The sequence below is a fragment of the Azoarcus taiwanensis genome (genome assembly GCF_012910885.1).
In the GTDB taxonomy this organism is placed as follows: Bacteria; Pseudomonadota; Gammaproteobacteria; order Burkholderiales; family Rhodocyclaceae; genus Azoarcus_F; species Azoarcus_F taiwanensis.
The window spans coordinates 1-15546 of sequence record NZ_WTVM01000096.1 but is presented as its reverse complement, the minus strand read 5'-3'; the positions used below and the strand labels follow the sequence as shown (position 1 = coordinate 15546).

General features: G+C 64.0%; 13 protein-coding genes. 5 read left to right on the top strand and 8 right to left on the bottom strand.

Annotation, left to right across the window (positions count from 1 at the left end; all coding sequences use genetic code 11):
- Positions 1 to 92: 92 nt before the first annotated feature.
- A complete protein-coding gene (locus GPA21_RS14355; RefSeq protein WP_168988821.1) occupies positions 93 to 596 on the bottom strand; it encodes a glutathione S-transferase in 504 nt (167 codons plus the stop codon).
- Between the two features lie 103 nt (positions 597 to 699).
- On the opposite strand from GPA21_RS14355, the gene GPA21_RS14350 reads away from it, so the two are divergent.
- Positions 700 to 1191 carry a thioesterase family protein gene (locus GPA21_RS14350; protein ID WP_168988820.1) on the top strand — a complete coding sequence of 164 codons (492 nt, stop codon included), beginning with the start codon at positions 700 to 702 and terminating at the stop codon, positions 1189 to 1191.
- A 67-nt stretch (positions 1192 to 1258) separates the two neighbouring features.
- On the opposite strand, the gene GPA21_RS14345 is transcribed toward GPA21_RS14350, so the two are convergent.
- The 3 genes from GPA21_RS14345 to GPA21_RS14335 all read right to left on the bottom strand — a co-directional run bounded on the left by GPA21_RS14345 (position 1259) and on the right by GPA21_RS14335 (position 4347).
- On the bottom strand, positions 1259 to 2767 hold the full coding sequence (locus GPA21_RS14345; RefSeq protein WP_168988819.1) for a tripartite tricarboxylate transporter permease: 1509 nt from the start codon (positions 2765 to 2767) through the stop codon (positions 1259 to 1261).
- Between the two features lie 15 nt (positions 2768 to 2782).
- Positions 2783 to 3250: a tripartite tricarboxylate transporter TctB family protein gene (locus GPA21_RS14340; protein ID WP_168988818.1), complete on the bottom strand. Its 468-nt coding sequence runs from the start codon at positions 3248 to 3250 to the stop codon at positions 2783 to 2785.
- Positions 3251 to 3363: 113 nt separating this feature from the next.
- Positions 3364 to 4347, bottom strand: a complete 984-nt coding sequence (locus GPA21_RS14335) for a tripartite tricarboxylate transporter substrate binding protein (RefSeq protein WP_168988817.1) — start codon at positions 4345 to 4347, stop codon at positions 3364 to 3366.
- 381 nt (positions 4348 to 4728) lie between these two features.
- On the opposite strand from GPA21_RS14335, the gene GPA21_RS14330 reads away from it, so the two are divergent.
- A complete protein-coding gene (locus tag GPA21_RS14330) occupies positions 4729 to 5868 on the top strand; it encodes an ABC transporter substrate-binding protein (protein ID WP_168988816.1) in 1140 nt (379 codons plus the stop codon).
- 37 nt (positions 5869 to 5905) lie between these two features.
- On the opposite strand, the gene GPA21_RS14325 is transcribed toward GPA21_RS14330, so the two are convergent.
- The 3 genes from GPA21_RS14325 to GPA21_RS14315 all read right to left on the bottom strand — a co-directional run bounded on the left by GPA21_RS14325 (position 5906) and on the right by GPA21_RS14315 (position 9537).
- Complete coding sequence (locus GPA21_RS14325; RefSeq protein ID WP_168988815.1) at positions 5906 to 6601, bottom strand: response regulator; 696 nt, start codon at positions 6599 to 6601, stop codon at positions 5906 to 5908.
- Positions 6594 to 8240 carry an ATP-binding protein gene (locus tag GPA21_RS14320; protein ID WP_168988814.1) on the bottom strand — a complete coding sequence of 549 codons (1647 nt, stop codon included), beginning with the start codon at positions 8238 to 8240 and terminating at the stop codon, positions 6594 to 6596. The genes GPA21_RS14325 and GPA21_RS14320 overlap by 8 nt, the downstream gene beginning before the upstream one ends.
- A 76-nt stretch (positions 8241 to 8316) precedes the next feature.
- Positions 8317 to 9537 (bottom strand): exo-beta-N-acetylmuramidase NamZ family protein, encoded by a 1221-nt coding sequence (locus GPA21_RS14315; RefSeq protein WP_168988813.1) that lies wholly within the window; start codon positions 9535 to 9537, stop codon positions 8317 to 8319.
- 385 nt (positions 9538 to 9922) lie between these two features.
- On the opposite strand from GPA21_RS14315, the gene GPA21_RS14310 reads away from it, so the two are divergent.
- Entirely contained in the window at positions 9923 to 12160 is a 2238-nt protein-coding gene (locus tag GPA21_RS14310; protein ID WP_168988812.1) for an NADP-dependent isocitrate dehydrogenase, read from the top strand.
- 89 nt (positions 12161 to 12249) lie between these two features.
- Positions 12250 to 13428, top strand: a complete 1179-nt coding sequence (locus GPA21_RS14305; protein ID WP_168988811.1) for a methyltransferase — start codon at positions 12250 to 12252, stop codon at positions 13426 to 13428.
- On the opposite strand, the gene GPA21_RS14300 is transcribed toward GPA21_RS14305, so the two are convergent.
- A complete protein-coding gene (locus tag GPA21_RS14300; protein WP_168988810.1) occupies positions 13400 to 14362 on the bottom strand; it encodes a DMT family transporter in 963 nt (320 codons plus the stop codon). The genes GPA21_RS14305 and GPA21_RS14300 overlap by 29 nt on opposite strands.
- Before the next feature lie 211 nt (positions 14363 to 14573).
- Here GPA21_RS14300 and GPA21_RS14295 point away from each other — a divergent pair.
- Positions 14574 to 15546: MFS transporter (locus GPA21_RS14295; RefSeq protein WP_168988809.1), on the top strand; the 973-nt coding region annotated here is incomplete at its 3' end.

The window sequence follows — 15546 nt, the reverse complement described above, 5'->3', positions numbered from 1 at the left end:
CCGCGGCAACTCCTATCGCCTCAAGGAGAAGCTCAAATCCGGACTCGTCCGCTCATTTGACGAGCAAACCCAACCGGGTGGGGAAATTTGAATTACCACACTGGGGAAAATTCGCTTGCCCTTGACAGTTCGGACCACATCGACGCGATTCGAGCGACGTCGGCTCGCACATCGGCGCGATCCCGCAGCACGATGGCACCGATTTCCGGCAGCGACGCCTCGATGTTCATCGGCAGGTGCGTGCGCAACGCGACAAACCCGGAATGCATCTCGGCGCACACGCTGCGTGCGCGAGCACGCTCGGTGGTGTCGCGAGGCCAGAGATGCAGTTCGGGAAAACACTCGGCGAGATACTCGCAGATCGCCAGCGTGTCCCACACTGCCAGTCCGCCTCCGACCTCCCTGTCGATCAGGCAGGGCACTTTACCCGTCGGACTGAGCGCAGCGACAGACCGCTTGAACTGTGAATCGTCGCTGAAGGAGTCGAAGCGCATGAGATGCTCATCGAACTCGATGCCGGCCTGGCGCATCAACACCCACGGGCGCATGGACCAGGACGAATAGTTCTTGTTGCCGATATAAAGTGCGAATCGCATTCGGTACCCCCTTGTCGACCAGGCCTGCAGACGTCAGCATTGGCTGAGCCGCAATTCACGCCCCAAGTATCGCACGGACAATCACCCGCGCAGCATAGCCAAGATGACCATTGACACCCTCGCCCTGACTGCGAAAGGCCGCATCCGCCCAGAGTGGATCGACTATAACGGCCACATGAACGTCGCCTATTACGTGCTCGCCTTCGACCAGGGCACCGACCGGTTTCTCGCCGACATGGGACTGGACGCCGACTATCTGCGCGCCGGCGGCTCCACCTTCGCGCTCGAGATGCATGTGACCTACGACCGCGAACTGCACCTAGACGCACCCTACGAGGTCCGCACCCAACTGGTGGATGCCGACACCAAGCGCCTGCACCTCTTTCACCGCATGTTCCACGCCGAGGAAGGTTGGCTGGCGGCCACCAACGAGGTCATCACCATGCACATCGACATGGCGACCCGCCGTTCAGCACCGTTTCCGGCTGTGATTCAGGACAGTGTGGATCGTATGCTGACCGCCCACGCGAAGATTCCCAGGCCGGACGGACTCGGCCGGGTCATCGGGATTCGTCGTCGAAGCACCGAGGCCTGATCCTGAAGCGGACCTGAGCGACAACGGCCGGAAGAACCGGCCGTTTCGCACGTGGTCGAGCAAGCGCCTACCCGGCTTCACGCAGCCGTGTGCGCGCCGCCCGGATTCCACGCAACAACGGCGGCACGATCAGCGACACCAACGCAATCGCAATGAGGGTGGCCGAGATCGGCTTCTCGATGAAGGTCATCCAGTCCCCGCCCGAGATCTGCAGCGCGCGGCGCATGTTCTCCTCCATCAGGTCGCCGAGGATGAGCGCGAGGATCATCGGTGCCAGCGGAAAACCGTTGAGCCGCATCAAGAGGCCGATCAACCCGAAGGCCAGCAGCAGGTACAGGTCGAAGGCGGTGAACTTCAGGCCGTAGACCCCGATCATGCAGAACACGATGATCAGCGCCAGCAACATCGGCCGCGGCACCTCGAGGATGCGCGCGATGTAGGGGATCAGCGGCAGGTTGAGCACGAGCAGGAAAATGTTGCCCAGATACATGCTCGCGATCACGCCCCAGAACACATCCGGGCGCTGCTCCAGCATCATCGGGCCAGGCGTGACCCCCATCACCAACAGCGCCCCGAGCAGCACTGCGGTCGAACCGGAACCCGGCACCCCTAGCGTCAGCAACGGCACGAAGGAGCCGCCGCAGGCCGCGTTGTTGGCCGCTTCCGGCGCGGCCACGCCCTTGATGTTGCCCTTGCCGAAGGTGTTGCCATCCTTGGCGATGCGCTTCTCGGTGATATAGGCGAGAAAGGACGCGATCGTCGCGCCCGCGCCGGGCAGCACCCCGACGAAGAAGCCCTGTATCGAGCTGCGCCCCACCGGGCCGGCGATCTCCTTGACCTCCTGCCGTGAGAGCTTGAGCGAACCGAGCACCTGCTTGGCATGCCCCTTAGCGTCACGACCCTGAAGCAGCATCACGAACACTTCGGCCAGCGCGAACACCCCGAGCGCGACGACGAGAAAGTCGATGCCCTGCAGAAAGTGCAGCGAGTCGAAGGTGTAGCGCTGGGTGCCGGTCTGGCGGTCGATGCCGACGATGGCCACCATGATGCCGAACACCGCCGAGATCAGCCCTTTGACCAGCGAGCGCTCGGACAGGCTGACCACCGCGGTCAGCCCGAGCAGCATCAGCGAGAAGTACTCGGCCGGGCCGAAGCTGACCGCCACGCTCGCCAGCGCCGGCGCGACCAGCATCAGGCCGATGACGCTGATCGTGCCGCCGATGAACGAGGCCCACGCCGCCAGCGCCAGCGCCTTGCCGGCCTTGCCCTGCTTGGCCAGCGGAAAGCCGTCGAAGGAGGTGGCAACGGTGCCGGCCACGCCCGGCGCGTTGAGCAGGATGGACGAGGTCGATCCGCCGAAGATCGCGCCGTAATACACGCCGGACATGAGGATCAGGCCGGAGGCCGGGTTCATCGAGAAGGTGATCGGGATCATCAGCGCCAGCGCCGAGATCGGCCCCAGCCCCGGCAGCATGCCGATGATTGTGCCGGCGAACACGCCGAGAAACACGTACATGATGTTGGCCGGCTGCAGCGCGACGCTGAAGCCGTACAACAGAGATTCGAACGCTTCCATGTGATCGGCTTCCGGTCAGAACGGCAACAGGCCGCGCGGCAGATGAATCGTCATCAGACGGGTCATCATCAGATACAGGAAAAGGGGCACAGCGAGTGCGACTGCGGCATTGACCAGATGACGGCGATAGCCGTAGAACCAGGTCAGCCCCGCCACCAGCAGAAAGGATGCGAGCACGAAGCCGAGTGTCTGCAGCGAGGCGGCGTAGATCGCGATCGCGCTTGCAGTGACCACCACCGGCAGCCATCGGCGTGCCTGCTCGCCCAAGGACAGTGCCGCTTCGTCGCCGCGCGCTTCAGGACGCTCGAAGAACAGCCACACCGACAGGCCCAACATCACCAAACCGAGAACCTTGGGAAACGCATCCGAATCGATCGGGCGCGGAATCGGAAAGGTGGGGATCTGGTAGGCCGCGTAAAGATAGACGAGCGACAGCGCCGCGATCAGCACGCCGAGCACGCGGTTTGCATTCAGTGCTTTCATGGTAGGCACCCCGGTCGGATCACGCCCGCCGGCAGCGAACCGGGAGCGCGACGAAATGGGAACACCCCGAATCGCGGATGTTTCTTGCGACCCGGGGTGCGGGAGGAAGCGTTTTAGCGGCGAATCAGGCCGAGGTCGCCCAGCACACCGCTGAACTGCTCGAGCTGGCCGTCGAGGAACTCGCCAAACTCGGCGCTGCTCTGGTAGGCGTCGATCCAGCCAAGCTGATCACGCGCCTTCGCCCAGCCCTCGGTCTGCATCATGCGCTGGTACATGTCCTCGTAGTAGCGCACGGCGGCTTCGGGCATGTCGGGCGGCCCCATGATGCCGCGCCAGATATCGAAGGTGAAATCGATACCCTGCTCGACATAGGTCGGCACCTCGGGCAAGGCGGCCATTCGTTCCGGTGCGGACACCGCAAGCGCACGCAACTGACCACCCTGCAACTGGGCGCTGGCTTCGCCGGCACCGGTAATCACTGCTGCAACGTGGCCGCCGAGCAGGTTGGTCATCGCCTCGCCACCACCCGAGAAGGCGATGTAGTTGAGGCGTGCGGGCTCGACGCCAGCCGCCGCTGCCGCGCCGGCCACCGAGATGTGGTCCATGGAGCCAGGCGCCGAACCACCGCCCACGCTCAGTGCAGGGTTGGCCTTGATCGCCTCGAACAGCTCGGCGGCAGACTGATGCGGCGAGTCGGCACGCACCAGCAGAATGGAGTAATCGGTGATCAGGCGCGCAACCGGAGTGAAGTCCTTGTGGTTGAAGCGCGAGGCGCCGGAGAGCGGCACCAGGATGATCGGCGGGCTCGCCGCGAACATCGTGTGCGGGTTGCCCTTCTTGGCCGCGATCTGCGCCCAGGCCACCGCGCCACCGCCACCGGGGATGTTGATCGGCGCGAAGTTCTGTTGCGCGATCCCCTCTTCCTGCAGCACACGTGCCGTCGTGCGGATCAGGGTGTCCCAGCCGCCACCCGGGTTGGCCGGGGCGATGTACTCGATCGGCTGGGTGGGCTTCCAGTCGCTCGCCACGGCAGTGCCAATGGCGCCGGTCGACAGCAGCGCAGCCGCTGCGCAGGCGAATACCTGTTTGGTGAACATGTCGTCTCCTCGTTCAAGGTTTGCGCCGCCTAGTGGGCGCTTCTTGGTTTTATGGCTGCAATCCTGCAGCCGTGGCCCGGACCAGAGCTCGCGAAACGAACCCGGCAGCCGTGTACCCGAGTCCATGATATGGCGGCACCTGCCGGTCTTTGAAGTTTGGAAAATTGACTGAATAAACGACACAAAACGCATTTCGTGCGTTTTGTGCACGACAACGCTTGCCGTCAGGCGTGCGGCATGCCAACGTCACAGCAGTGCGACTTTGGTTAAACTACGCCGCTGTCGCTGCAATTGACAGCCAGGGCGCTCCGGATTCAGGCCCGGGACCGCACCTGCCCAAGACTCGAGACCATCAGACTTCCAGATACGAGGCTTTTCGACATGAAACACCGGCTCCTCAGGGCGGCGCTGATCACGACGCTGCTGATTCCCGCTTTCACCGTCAAGGCTGACGCCGAGATCGTCATCGGTCAGGTGGCCCCCTTCACCGGACCACTGGCTCCAACCGGCGAACACATGCGCGCGGGCGCACAACTTCACTTTGACGAGGTCAATGCCGCCGGCGGCATTCAGGGCAGGAACCTGAAACTCGTGATCCGTGATGACGGCTACGTCGTCGACGACACTGTCAGGCTGGCCCGAGAATTGATTGCCGAGGAGCAGCCTGTCGCCTTGTTCGGCATCGTAGGCACCGGCAACATCGCCGCACTGGTGCGAGAGGGGGTGCTGCAGGAAGCTGATATTGCCGCCGTCGGGCTGCGCACTGGCGCCGGATCACTGGTCAAGCCGCCGCACCCGAACCTCTTTCTCGGCCGCGCAAGCTACGCCGCCGAGGTCGAAAGAATGATCGAACAAATGACAACGATGGGCATGAATCGCATCGGCGTCTTTTATCAGGACGATGCATTCGGCAAGGACGGCCTGGACGCTGCAGAGGCGGCGATGACTGCACTGGGTCTCGAACTCACTGCCCGCGGCGCCTATCCGCGAAACACCACCGACGTCGAAGAAGCCGCCCGCCGTTTGGCAAAGGCCAACCCGCAGGGCGTCATCATGGTGTCGAATACTGCTGCAAGTGCCGCCTTCGTGAGCGCCTTCCGCCAACTCGGCGGCGACGGCATGTTGATGATTCTCTCGACAACAGACGGCCCCCAGCTGGCGGCACGAATCGGCAACGATCTGGCTCGCGGCATTGGCATCGCGCAAATCGTTCCGCACCCCAACAGCCGAGCCTTTCCGATCGTTCGCGAGTTCCACCGCGCGATCGATGCTCATGGCCTGCCCGAAGGGATCGAAGCGAACTTCACCCTCCTGCAGGGTTATGTCGGGGCCCGGATCCTGGTGGAGGGTTTGCGCCGGGCCGGCCCAGATGTCGGACCGGGTGAATTCCGCAGGTCACTGCAACGCATTCGAAACCACGACCTGGGCGGCTTGACGCTCAACATCACGCCGGATAGTCATACCGGGGTCGACTTCGTCGACATCACGGTAATCGATCGGAACGGGCAGTTGCTGCGCTGACCAACCAGCGCAGCAGGCCCGCGAGGCGCGGCGGGGGCTACCGAAGTCGGTAGTGGCGTTGAGGCCTGCCGATCTCGCCGTAGTGCTGTTCCGCGCTGACCAGTTGTTCGCCCACGAGATGTTCGAGGTAACGTCGGGCAGTGGAGCGGCTGCTACCTATCCGTTCCGCCAGATCGCTGGCGGTCAGCGGATCCCTCTGAGCGCGGAGCACCTCCAGGACCGTTTCCAGGGTCAGGGCGTCGATACCCTTGGGCAATGCGCGGCGGCGCGTCTGCCGGGCACCACCGTACAGTGACGACATCGCCTCGTCCAACTGATCCTGCGACAGCTCGACTGCCACCTCCACAAGCTGACGTCTCGCCCGGAAGCGGTCCAGCATCTTCTGCACACGCTGTTTCTCGACCGGCTTGATCAAAAAGTCGAACACGCCCCCACGCAAGGCCTCTTCAACAGTCTCGACCTCACGGGCCGCAGTGACCATGACGATGTCGATGTCCCGGTAATCCCGCCGGATATCCCAAAGCAGCCCCAGCCCTTCAACATCGGGCAGAAACACATCGAGCAGGATCAAGTCCGCAGCGCCGGGGTTGTCACGCAGCCAGTCGAGCGTTTCGGCACGCGAGCGTGTCATTCCGACCACCCTGAAGTCGGTCGCCTGCTCTACGAAGGAGCGATTGATGCTCGCGATGCGGAAATCGTCCTCCACGATCAGTACTCTGTAACCCTCAGTCATGGCGCTCCTCCGCACAGACATGACGCTTGCCCACGATGGCGATGAAGCAGGCCCCACCGAGCTCACTTTGCTCCAGCGCGACTTCTCCGCCGTGACGCTGGCACAGCTCCCGCACCAGCGCGAGCCCAATCCCCCGATACGGGCCCTTGGTCGACACCCCGGATTCGAATGCCGCTTCCGCCAATGACTCCGGCACGCCCTGCCCGTTGTCATCGATCTCGAACACCAGATCGTCGCCCATGTCGGTGAAAAACACCCTCACGCGCGGCGCTACGCCGTCGGCCCGCTGCGCTTCGCAGGCGTTCTCGATCAGGTTGCCGACAATGGTCAACATTGCCTCTCGGCCTTGCCCGGACAGGCGCACCTTCATGGAACTGTCGCGCTCCACGTCGACATCGATGCCGCGCGCGCCAGCACGGATGATTTTGCCCGCGAGCATGCCACACAGGACCGGATCCGCGACTCTGGCCTTCAGGACCGCGATCTGCCGCTGCTGAACCTGGGTTTCCTGGCCGATCAGCTCGAGCGCCTCGCGAGGTCTGTCGAGTTGCAGCAAGCCCGCGATGGTGTGCAGCTTGTTGGAGAACTCGTGTGCCTGGGCACGCAGCTCGTCCGCGAAACGCCTCACCTCGATCAAGCTGCGCGACAGCTCCAGAATCTCCATGCGGCTGCGGAAGGTCGCCACCGCCCCTTCGATCTGCCCATCGACGTTGATCGGCACCCGGTTGACCACCACCAGTTGATCGCCGATCCAGGTCTCGCTGTCGAACTGCGCCTCACCGTTCTCCAGCACCTCGGTGAGACGGGACTTGGGCAACACATCGCGCACTGGGCGCCCAACCGGATCGAGGGCAAGCGCATCATCGGGCAGGAATCGCCTCGCCGCATGATTCAGCAGCGTGATGTCGCCCTCGGCGTTTACCGCGACGATACCCTCATGGATCGACTCGAGAATGGCGTCTTTCTCCTCCAGCCGCCGCGCGATCTCGTGCGGTTCCAGGCCGAGGATGACGCGCTTGAAACGAGACGCTATCCACACTGCGCCACCGAGCCCGAGCAGGGCCACAAGCACCATCAGCACGCGGTTCGGCACCAAGGCCTCGGCCACGCGCTGCTCGATCTCGTCGGCCAGAAAGCCCACCGACACCACACCGACTATTCCACCCTCGCCGTCGAAAACCGGCACCTTGCCCCGAATCGACGGCCCGAGCGAACCGGTGGCGCGAGACACGTAGGCTTCGCCACGCTCCAGCGCAGGCTCATTGTCCTCACCCACCATGCGTTGCCCGAGTCGGTCCGGCAGCGGATGCGAATACCGGATGCTCTCGCGGTTGCCGACCACGACGAAGGTCGCACCGGTCTGCACCCGCACGGCCTCGGCGATCGGCTGGATCACCGTGGCCGGCTCGGCAATGTCAAAGGCGGCGACCAGCTCGGGGATTTCGGCCACCGTCTTGGCCACCGCCAAGGCCCGCTGTCCAATCTGATGCTCGATCACCTGGGCGTAGCGCTGGTTCAGGTACGCCCCTTGAATTGCCAGCATCAGCACCACGAGGGTGCCGACGAACAGAATCATCTGGGTGCGAAAACCGATGCGCCTGACCGAGGCCCGGCGTGAACCCGGTGCTGTCTTCGTCATCGTTCGAGTCCTCTGCTGTGCATTCTTCGCCACTGGACTGCAAGCCGAACACGCCGCCCGGAGGCGGCGTTCAAACTTAAGGATAGAGCAGGCAGGGTTGGCGGGCCTCGGCCCATGCCGCTTCATCTGCAGCGGCGATCGCTTCGAGATCTCCCGGCTCGGCTGCCGCGTCATCCACCCATTCGCGCAACAAGGGACTCCCGTTGATCAGGTCAATCGCGAGCCGGTCGAACTCATATTCGTAGTGAAAGTCGCGCCACAGCGGATAACCGGGCTCGAGCGCACGCAAAGCCTTGAAGGCCAGTGCCTGGACTCGCCAGGGCTTGAACCTGGCGTGGTCGTAATGTGTCGGGTCCTCGACATGGATCTGCACACCGGCACAGAGTTTGCCTGCGTGCTTGTGGAAAGTCGGCTCGAACCAGCATTCGCGCAACACACAACCGCGCAGCCACTCCGGCGCCAGTTCGCGCATGCGGGCGATCACCGCCCTGGCATTCATGTCCGGCGCACCAAAAAGTTCCAACGGGCGTGTCGTGCCCCGCCCTTCGGACAGGGTCGTGCCCTCCAGCATCACCGTTCCCGCATAACAGCGGGCCATCGACAGGTTGGGGGCGTTAGGGCTCGGATTGATCCAGCTTCGCTCATCCTGAGGCCAGCCATGCCCGGGGGCAGCATCCGGCTGCCAACCCTGCATCGTGACGACTTCGCATTCGACATCGAGCTTCAGCTCCGCGACGAACCAGCGCGCCATCTCGCCCATCGTCAGGCCGTGGCGCATCGGCATCGGACCTGCGCCGACGAAGCTTTGCCAGCCCTCGCGCAGCATCAACCCCTCCACCGGACGACCGACCGGGTTCGGCCGGTCGAGCACCCATACCGTCTTGCCGTGCGCAGCAGCCGCTTCGAGTACGTAGCGCAGCGTGGTGATGAAGGTGTAGATGCGGCAGCCGAGATCCTGCAAATCGACCAGCAACACATCGAAGGTGTCCATCATCGCATCGGTCGGCCGGCGCACCTCACCATAGAGGCTGAACACCGGAATGCCGTAGCGCGGATCGACGTAGTCGCCGGACTCGACCATGTTGTCCTGTTTGTCGCCGCGCAGGCCGTGTTGCGGCCCGAAGGCCGCGGTCAGCCGCAGGTCCGGCAGCGCGGACAGCGCATCGAGCGAATGCTCAAGTGAGCGAACCACAGACGCCGGGTGCGCGAGCAGGGCCACCCGTCTCCCCGCAAGGGGGCGTCGAAGCCCTGTATCGGCGAGCAGCCGGTCGAGTCCGAATCGAATGGAATCTTTCATTGGTCGCGAGTCCTCGGCATGCGCGCATTCTAACCTCAGCCACGCCGCTGCCGTCGTGGCTGAGCACGGCCTTGCAGCCATCCAGACCGACCTCGCGCGACACGGCCGTTTCGGAAAGAGCCAGACAAGCGACGCGCTTGAGGCGTATACTGACGGCCCGGCTGTAACGCCTCGACGAACTCGCGGGCAAGGCTCTGCCTGACAAGACGGTGCGCACCGAGACGGCCCAACAAGGTCGTCAGGTCGAGCCCGCGGACGCGATTTTCAGGCGATCGATACATGCTTCTGCCGGCGGCTGCGCGAGGGTGCCGATCTGTTCGCGCAATGCGAAGCAAAGGGCGCGATCGGTGTATTGAAACAATACAAATCAGAGGGAAGCAAAAAAATGGCTGAAGGGAAATCGAAGATCATTTACACGCTCACGGACGAAGCGCCGCTGCTGGCGACGTTCGCGTTCCTGCCCATTATCCGCACCTTCGCTGGCCCCGCCGGCATCGAGGTCGCGGAGTCAGACATCTCCGTCGCAGCCCGCGTGCTGGCCGAGTTCTCCGATTACCTCACCGACGATCAAAAGGTGCCCGACAATCTGGGCGAACTGGGTCGGCTGACCCAGGAACCCGATACCAACATCATCAAGCTGCCGAATATCAGCGCATCGGTAGCCCAGCTCAAGGCCTGCGTGAAAGAGCTCCAGGAAAAGGGCTACGCAATCCCGGACTACCCGGACAACCCCACCACCGAAGAAGAGAAGGCTCTCAAGGTCCGCTACGGCAAGTGTCTCGGCTCCGCGGTCAACCCGGTGCTGCGCGAAGGCAACTCCGACCGCCGTGCGCCGAAGGCGGTCAAGGAATACGCCAAGAAGCATCCTCACTCCATGGGCGAATGGAAGCAGTGGTCGCAGACGCACGTCTCCCACATGCACCACGGTGACTTCTACCACGGCGAGAAGTCGATGACGCTCGACCGCGCACGCACGGTCAAGATGGAGTTGCTGACCAAGAGCGGCAAGTCCATCGTGCTCAAGCCCGAGACTGCGTTGCAGGAAGGCGAGATCATCGACTCGATGTTCATGAGCAAGAAGGCGCTGTGCGAATTCTACGAGCGCGAGCTCGAGGACTGCCGCGAGGCCGGCATCCTGTTCTCGCTGCACGTCAAGGCAACCATGATGAAGGTATCGCACCCGATCGTGTTCGGTCACTGCGTCAAGATCTACTACAGGGAAGCCTTCGAGAAGCACGGCGAGCTGTTCGACGAACTCGGCATCAACGTCAACAACGGGATGGTCGACCTCTACGACAAGATCAAGACCCTGCCGGAATCCAAGCGCGACGAGATCATCCGCGACCTGCACGCCTGCCAGGAGCACCGTCCGGAACTCGCGATGGTCGATTCGGCCAAAGGCATCACCAACTTCCACTCACCCAACGACATCATCGTCGATGCCTCCATGCCTGCGATGATCCGCGGCGGCGGCAAGATGTGGGGCGCCGACGGCAAACAGTACGACTGCAAGGCAGTGATGCCGGAATCCACCTTCGCCCGCATCTACCAGGAGATGATCAACTTCTGCAAATGGCACGGCAACTTCGACCCGCGCACCATGGGCACCGTGCCGAACGTCGGCCTGATGGCGCAGAAGGCCGAGGAATACGGCTCCCACGACAAGACCTTCGAGATCCCGGAGGCGGGCGTGGCCAACATCACCGACCTCGAAACCGGTGAAGTGCTGCTGTCGCAGAACGTCGAAGAAGGCGACATCTGGCGCATGTGCCAGGTCAAGGACGCGCCGATCCGCGACTGGGTCAAGCTCGCAGTCACGCGCGCGCGTAACTCCGGCATGCCGGCAGTCTTCTGGCTCGACCCCTATCGCCCGCACGAGAACGAGCTGATCAAGAAGGTCAATACCTATCTCAAGGATCACGACACCAGCGGTCTCGAGATTTACATCATGAGCCAGGTGCGCGCGATGCGTTACACGCTCGAGCGCGTGGCACGCGGTCTCGACACCATCTCGGTGACCGGCAACATCCTGCGCGACTACCTCACCGATCTCTTCCCGATCATGGAGTTGGGCACCAGCGCCAAGATGCTCTCCATCGTGCCGCTGATGAAGGGTGGCGGCCTGTACGAGACCGGTGCCGGCGGCTCCGCACCCAAGCACGTACAGCAACTGGTGGAAGAAAACCACCTGCGTTGGGATTCGCTGGGCGAGTTTCTCGCGCTGGCGGTGTCGTTCGAGGATCTCGGCATCAAGACGGGCAACAACAAGGCCAAGCTGCTTGCCAAGACACTGGACGAAGCCACGGGCAAACTGCTCGACAACGACAAGTCGCCCTCCCGGCGCACCGGTCAGCTCGACAACCGCGGCAGCCAGTTCTACCTCGCCATGTACTGGGCTCAGGCGCTCGCTGAGCAGACCGAGGATGCCGCGCTGGCTGCCCACTTCGCCCCCCTGGCAAAAGCACTGGCCGAGAACGAGCAGAAGATCCTGCAGGAGCTCTCCGAGGTTCAGGGCAAGCCAGTCGAAATCGGCGGCTACTACATGCCCGACGTCAATAAGACCAGTGACGTGATGCGTCCGAGCCAGACCTTCAACACCCTCCTGAGCGCCGCCCAAGGCTGATCCAGCAGCGCATCCAGGCGACAATGCGCCGGCCAGGCCCTTTGGGCTGAGCCGGCGCTTTTTCTTGCACTGCTGCACATCACCGTCCAATGAACCATCGCTCACGCTTTTGCGAGTTGCAGACTCTGCTCGAAACGCTTGGCGACGTGTGGCGCCCTGCGCCGTTTCACGTCCGAAAGCCAGAGTGGTGCGATCAGCGACCCGGACTGGCAGCCGCAGTGCGCGCACTCAGCGATTCCGAACTGGAAGGCTTTCGTTATGATCCGTCGGGAGCGGCAGCCTGGCTCACCTCGCATCTGCCGGAACTGACGGCGTTGAACGCGCTGTGCGAGCTGCCGGCACTGCCCACACGCACGCTGCCGCCCGCCGACGCCCGCCTCGACTGGACGGTGCCAGGCCGCAAGCGCGAGCAGATCGAAGCCTTTGTCGCCCATTCACCGAAACATGACAAACCCCTGCTCGAATGGTGCTCCGGAAAGGGACACCTCGGGCGCCATGCCTCACTGCACGACCAGGTACCGGTCACATCGCTGGAGCTCGATCCAGTGCTGTGCGAGCAAGCCGAGATGCTCGCCGCCCGGGCCGGCATCAGGCAAGTCGTCGTCTGCGAGGACGCATTGAGCGCGACCGCGCAGTCACGTGTTCACGATCACACGGTTCTCGCCTTGCATGCCTGCGGCGAGCTGCATCGCTCACTGGTGCGAAACGCCCCCCGGGGCGGCGCACACGCCTACCGAATCGCACCCTGCTGCTACCACCGCGGCGCCGGCGATTTCTACCAACCACTCAACCCGCTCGCGTCACTCTCGCTCGACAACCGTGCACTGCGTTTGGCGGTGACCGAACTGGTCACCGCGCCAGGCCGCGATCGGCGACGACTGGCGCGCGACCAGGCCTGGAAGCTCGGTTTCATCGCCCTGCGCAATGCACTCGAAGGCGAAATCGAGCGCAGTTTCAAACCCGTCCCCCCGGACTGGCTGCGAGGCGACTTTCAGGATTTCTGCACCCGGCTCGCTTGCCGCGAAGGGCTGAGCCTGCCACCCAGCGTCAACTGGCATCAGTGGGAGAACGAGGGCTTGCGACGCCGCGATGAAATGGCACGTCTCGAGTTGGTGCGCCACGCCTTTCGCCGGCCCCTCGAAGTCTGGCTCGCACTGGATATCGCCGTGGCTCTGGAGCAGGCCGGCTACTCGGTCAGAATGGGGACCTTCTGCGAACGCGCGCTGACCCCGCGCAACCTCATGGTGCTGGCCGACCCGGCTGTCTGAACACCCGCACACCGAACAACACGCCGCCGACGAGCAGCGCAATGCCGAGAATCTCGAATGGGTTCGGTAGACGTTGGTACCACACGAAAGCATAGAGCAGCGCCGCCAGGGTCTCGAATACGATGAGTTGGCCGACCAGCGCAGCCGGCAGCAGGTGACTCGCCTTGTTCCACAACATCGTGCCGACCCATGAGGCTGCCAGACCGGTGAGAAGCATCATGCCGACGAAGAGCAGCGGGCGAGGGCCAAACGGAAACGCGTAACCGCCAGTGTCACCGCTCAAGGTTTGCCAGCCGGCGTAGAGCAGGCCGGTCGCCAGCGCGAGCGGCAAGGTGGTCAGCCCCTGAGCAGTCGCCCAGGCGCGCGACATCCCGGGGGGACGGGCACGCAGCCAGCGGCTGTTGCGGATCGGGTACCAGGTCCAGCAGGCTACCGACGCCACGGCAAGCATCAATCCACCGATGTAACCCCATTCGGTAGCGGCGCCGCGCTCATCCGGATTCACGGGTCCGAGTTGCACCGCTGCCAGTCCGGCGAGAATCACCGCCAGTGGCAGCGCCAATCGGGACCAGGCCACCGCCGCCTCGGTGCGTCGATCTAGCAGATTCGCGGTCACCGCGATGACCACCGGCAAGGTGCCGATGATCAGCGTCGGCACCGGTGCGCCGGAAAGCTGGATGGCGCTGGCCAGCGTAGCGTAGTAGAGAATATTGCCGATCAGCGACAACTTGGCGGCTTCGGCCCAGTCCGCCCGCCCCAGCCTGGCGAGCGCGCGACGATCCATCCATGCGAGGCCCAACGCCAGCAGGCCAAACGCGGTGTATCGCCCGAAGGCGAGCACCACGCCAGGATACTCGGGCAGAATCAGGGGCACGACGAAGATCAGCCCCCAGAGCAAGCCAGCACCGAGCGCCGCGAGCACACCGACGATCATCGCGCCTTCGATCCGACCCTGCGGCAAACGCGGGACGATGCGGCGAGGCCACCACCGGCGTACCGACTGTTGATATTCACACCAGCTCCCTGACAATAAGCGCTCACAGGCGCCGGGCGACGGTAGCGCCGGGCCGTTGGCGTGTCAATCACGCCCCAACACTCATGCCATCCGGCGCGGTATGCTGCACGGCCAACGCAATCGCCCCGACATGCTCAGCAAGAACCCGATCGCCCTCATCGTCGTCGCGCAGCTCTTCGGCACCTCGCTCTGGTTTTCGGCCAATGCCGTGGCCGACGAGCTCACGCGGGCATGGGGAGTGTCGCCTGCCGACGTGGGAACGCTGACCAACGCGGTGCAGTTGGGCTTCATCGTCGGCACCCTGGTCTTCGCCCTCACCGGCCTCGCCGACCGCTTTTCAGCGAGTCGCATCTTCGCGATCAGCGCAGTGCTCGGCGCCCTTGCCAATGCGGCCTTCGGACTGCTGGTCACCGAGCTCGACACCGCGGTGGCGCTCCGTTTCATCGTTGGGCTGAGCCTTGCCGGAGTCTACCCGTTGGGCATGAAGCTGGTCGTCAGTTGGGCGCCGGAACGCGCCGGCGCCGCGCTGGCCTGGTTGGTGGGCATGCTGACCCTTGGCACCGCCCTGCCGCACGGAATCCGCCTGGGCGGCGGCGGGCTACCCTGGCAGGCGGTGGTGCTGGCATCTTCGCTCCTCGCGCTCGTCGCCGCGGTGATGGTCTTCCGCCTCGGCGACGGCCCTCACCTGAAGCGCCGTGACGGCGCCCCCGCGCTCAGACTCGGACGCGTGCTGGACGCCTTTCGCATCCCGGCCTTCAGGGCATCGGCTCTGGGCTACTTCGGGCACATGTGGGAACTCTACGCACTGTGGACCCTGGTCCCGCTGCTGGTGGTCAGCGGCGGCCTGGCCGCAACCGGCTCGAGCGCCGTCTCCGGACTCGCCTTCGCCAGCGTGGCTGCGGGCACCATCGGCTGCATCGCCGGAGGCCGGCTCAGCCAGCACATCGGCAGCGCCCGGGTCGCGGCGCTCAGTCTGGCGCTGTCGGCCGTATGCTGCGCGCTCTATCCGCTGCTTGCCGGCGTGGTGCCGGCCTGGGCGCTGGTCGCACTGCTGCTGATATGGGGCGCAAGCGTTGTGGCCGACTCACCCCACTTCTCGGCAC

Bases quoted from the DNA above. Each gene is read 5' to 3' on its own strand.
- GPA21_RS14355 (WP_168988821.1), bottom strand. From the start codon at position 596: ATGCGATTCGCACTTTATATCGGCAACAAGAACTATTCGTCCTGGTCC.
- GPA21_RS14350 (WP_168988820.1), top strand. From the start codon at position 700: ATGACCATTGACACCCTCGCCCTGACTGCGAAAGGCCGCATCCGCCCA.
- GPA21_RS14345 (WP_168988819.1), bottom strand. From the start codon at position 2,767: ATGGAAGCGTTCGAATCTCTGTTGTACGGCTTCAGCGTCGCGCTGCAG.
- GPA21_RS14340 (WP_168988818.1), bottom strand. From the start codon at position 3,250: ATGAAAGCACTGAATGCAAACCGCGTGCTCGGCGTGCTGATCGCGGCG.
- GPA21_RS14335 (WP_168988817.1), bottom strand. From the start codon at position 4,347: ATGTTCACCAAACAGGTATTCGCCTGCGCAGCGGCTGCGCTGCTGTCG.
- GPA21_RS14330 (WP_168988816.1), top strand. From the start codon at position 4,729: ATGAAACACCGGCTCCTCAGGGCGGCGCTGATCACGACGCTGCTGATT.
- GPA21_RS14325 (WP_168988815.1), bottom strand. From the start codon at position 6,601: ATGACTGAGGGTTACAGAGTACTGATCGTGGAGGACGATTTCCGCATC.
- GPA21_RS14320 (WP_168988814.1), bottom strand. From the start codon at position 8,240: ATGACGAAGACAGCACCGGGTTCACGCCGGGCCTCGGTCAGGCGCATC.
- GPA21_RS14315 (WP_168988813.1), bottom strand. From the start codon at position 9,537: ATGAAAGATTCCATTCGATTCGGACTCGACCGGCTGCTCGCCGATACA.
- GPA21_RS14310 (WP_168988812.1), top strand. From the start codon at position 9,923: ATGGCTGAAGGGAAATCGAAGATCATTTACACGCTCACGGACGAAGCG.
- GPA21_RS14305 (WP_168988811.1), top strand. From the start codon at position 12,250: ATGAACCATCGCTCACGCTTTTGCGAGTTGCAGACTCTGCTCGAAACG.
- GPA21_RS14300 (WP_168988810.1), bottom strand. From the start codon at position 14,362: ATGATCGTCGGTGTGCTCGCGGCGCTCGGTGCTGGCTTGCTCTGGGGG.